Origin of the sequence: Palleronia sp. (genome assembly GCF_042089775.1) — a bacterium.
Taxonomy (GTDB): Bacteria; Pseudomonadota; Alphaproteobacteria; order Rhodobacterales; family Rhodobacteraceae; genus Palleronia.
The window spans coordinates 1-3,263 of sequence record NZ_JBELKF010000206.1; the positions used below are offsets into that span (position 1 = coordinate 1).

2 protein-coding genes are annotated in these 3,263 nt (G+C 65.7%); both read right to left on the reverse strand.

The window, feature by feature from the left end:
• Positions 1-5 precede the first annotated feature (5 nt).
• Entirely contained in the window at positions 6-2,789 is a 2,784-nt protein-coding gene (locus ACFDS3_RS19985; RefSeq protein WP_375264085.1) for a phospholipase D-like domain-containing anti-phage protein, read from the reverse strand.
• Positions 2,790-2,805: 16 nt separating this feature from the next.
• The coding region (locus tag ACFDS3_RS19990) for a hypothetical protein (protein ID WP_375264086.1) at positions 2,806-3,263 on the reverse strand (458 nt) is incomplete at its 5' end.

Consider the following 3,263-nt stretch of genomic DNA (forward strand, 5'->3'; position numbering starts at 1 on the left):
CGCCCCTAAATGCTCCTACCGGCCTTTTGTGAGGTCCAAGGCTGCATCAGCCGCTCCTCGATGTCTCGCCGGGCCACCACTTTGGTCCAGACCTCCCAGCCTTTGTCGTCCCCACCCACGCTCAGGAAGTCCCCGTAGCGTAGGCTGAAAACGTCCGACGGGCTCTCCGGCCTCGTGAAGTTCTTCAGCTCCTCTTCGACCCGCTCGATATCCTCGATCCAGTCGTCCTCAATCGTGTCCGGCAGGGAGCCTAGGATGTCGTACTTGTCCTGCATACGCTCGGAGAGGCGCTGGTACACCTTCTCGTCCACCGTGTCCGCGTAGACTAGGTTCGCCATGTCCACCTCGCGGCGCTGCTGCCCGTACCGCTTGATCCGGCCGATCCGCTGCTCCAGCCGGGACGGGTTCCAGGGGAGGTCCACGTTGATAAGGGTGCCGAGGGTCTGCAGGTTCAACCCCTCGCAGGCCGCGTCGGTCGCGCAGACGACCCGAAGCTTGCGCTCCTTAACCCCCCGCTTGATGTCCTCCCGGTCGATCGAGCGCCACTTCCCGCCCAGCAGGATCCCCGACTTGCCAACCCCGGCGTAGACGGCGACCGGGTCGGTCGGGTGCGCCTCGCTGACCAGCTCGCCCACCCACCGGGCCGTGTCGTAATACTGGGAGAAGACGATGCAGCCGAGCTCCAGCCACCCCTCCTGATCCAGATAGTGCAGGACGGCTCGCCCCTTGGGGTCCTCCTGGCGGGCGGAGGTGAGGATCTCCAGCACCCGCTCGAGGTGCTGCGCCTCCAGGTCGACTGCGGCGGCGTAGGCCTCCGCCCCCATTGCTTCGATCTCCTCCATCAAGTCCGGATCGTCCCCTTCCTCAAGGAGAAGACCCTCTCGGCGGCTCTCCAGCATCTTCGTCGCGGTCGCCATGCCCGACGCGACGGAGGAGCAGATCCGCTGCATCATCAGGTTCCCGAGGAACCCCGTCCCCTTCTGGCGCGCCTTCATGGCCCGGGTGAACAGGCGCACCTCCTCATAGGCCCGGTCATAGAAATGCGGGGTCCGGACCGCGCTGTGCTCGAACACGCCCGGGGCCGCCCCCGGTTGCGGGTGGATGTTCACCGCGATCCGGTCCATCAGCCCTGCCTTCTCGAGCGTGCTGCGCCGGCGCAGGACCACGTGGCGGCCGAGCGGGTTGTGGTAGCGCATGAAGGGGAGCCGTCGGGCGATCTCCCCTATCTCCAGAACCTCTTCAAGGGTGTCACGGGTGTCCTCTTCCAGGCTGGAAGGCCCTTTGTCGGTGAAGAACTCGTCCTCAGGTATCCGGAGATCGTACCGGATATCACTGAACACGGCCGCCTCGCGCGCGTGGGGGAGTGGGGACCGGAGCCATGGCCAAGCCGCCTCCGGGTCCGGCAGGGTCGTTTTCCCGGCGATCAGGTCCAACGCCTGCTCTGGGTCCCACCAGCGCGACGCGCTCGGTCGGCCGAGGACGTGATCCTGACCGTAAGCCAGTAGCCTCATCAGGTCCCAGATTTCCTCCCGGTTCGTCTGGATCGGGGTAGCAGTCCCGATCACTAGGTGCCGGGTCCGACCAGCGAGCTGCTCCATCGCCCGGTAAAGCTTGCCGGGCTCTGGCTCCTCCATCCCAATCCCGCGCTTAATCCGGGCCTTGTGACCCTCGTCGAGCGCGATCATCCCATAATTCCCGCGCATCAGCGCCTCCGCCTCCGGGCCGCCCCGGACCAAGAGCCCAGTCGACACGATCCCGATCTGGGCGGGGCAGCGCAGCACGTCTTCGGGGCCCCGGGACCGGTAAACGTGACCGCGGTGATCGACCCACCCCTTCTGGGGCGCGCGGGCCCAAACGCAGGAGGGCAGCCCAAGCTTGTCCCAGAGCTCCATCTGCCACTGTAGGGTGAGGGTGGCGGGGCACAGGATCAGGAAGGGCCCATGTCCCATCAGGACGGACAGCGCCCCCGTTGCCGCCATCGACAGGGTCTTGCCCACGCCGACCTCGTCGGCGAGCAGGAGCCGGGCCGCCCCGTAGTTCTGATCGTGCTCTGTGAAGATTTTCACGAACGCCTTCTGCCAGGGGGCGAGCCCCTCGCCGCGGCGAGCGAGCGGACTCTCGACGGTGAGGGATTTTACGAGCCCGACCGGGTCCGCGCGCATCTCCTCGACCTGCACCTCCACCTTCTCGGCGGTCCGGCCGATCTCGTCGATCACCGCTTGGGAGAGCGGCACCCCCTTCCTCCAGAGCCAGTCGAATTCGGACTGGACCCACGTAGCCGCCTCCGGGGACGGATCCTCCCAGATCATCTCGTAGGACTGGGCCCAGCCGTTCGCGGTCTCATTGATCGACCCGATGAAGCTCGATGTGGTCCCATCCAGGCGGGTAATCACCCCCGCCTTCCCGTGCAGGAACGGGGCGTTGTCGCGCGAGACGACCCGGATCTCCACATTCCCGGCGGTCAGGAGCTGGTGCAGACGCCGCCAACGAGGCCGCTCAAGGAGTGCGTCGATCTCGTCGCCCTGCTCGTGCCACCGTTCCACCTGCGCCTGGTCGCGCGCCTTCTGACTGAGCGTGGCCGCGGTCAGATCGCGCGGGTCCAGATCCGCGTTACAGACGATCCGGACACGCCCGATCGTGCTAACCTCCTCATGGATCAGGTCGAACACGGAGGAGCGGAAGTACCCGGCGATCCGGTCATAGGTCTCCGCCCCCTGAAGCCGGTCCTTCAGGAACACGTGAGAGAGACGCTTGTTGCGGGAGGAGAAGCGGGAGATCAGGTCCGACACGGTACCACCCCCCGCATCAGATCCGCTCCGTCTGAATCGCGGTCCCGAGGATCCGGGCCGCGCTCGCCTCGTCGGGCTCCGTGTGTTCGCGCTTAGCGGCCACATAAGCGATGATCTGACGAAGCGTGTCACGCTTGCGCAAGTAATCCGGGATCATCTCCCGGAGTTCCTCCAAGACGTCATCGACCTCGTCCTCCTTGGCAATGCGCCAGACCCCGCGCAGGGCGAGCCGAACGATGCTGTCCCGGCCGAAGGGGCTGCCCTCCGCCATGGAGGTTTTGCCGAGCTTGATCGCGGTCTTGAGCCTTGCGTTGTTCGGGGATTTCGACGCCATCATGTCGTCATAGTCGCCGACCCGGAACGCTTTGGCGAAATTTTGGAACTGGTCGAGTTTGGCCTCACCGGCCTCCTCGATATCAGTCATTTTGAGGTAGAAACGCTCCGCCCCATTCAGCTCGAGCCACAGGGCCCGGT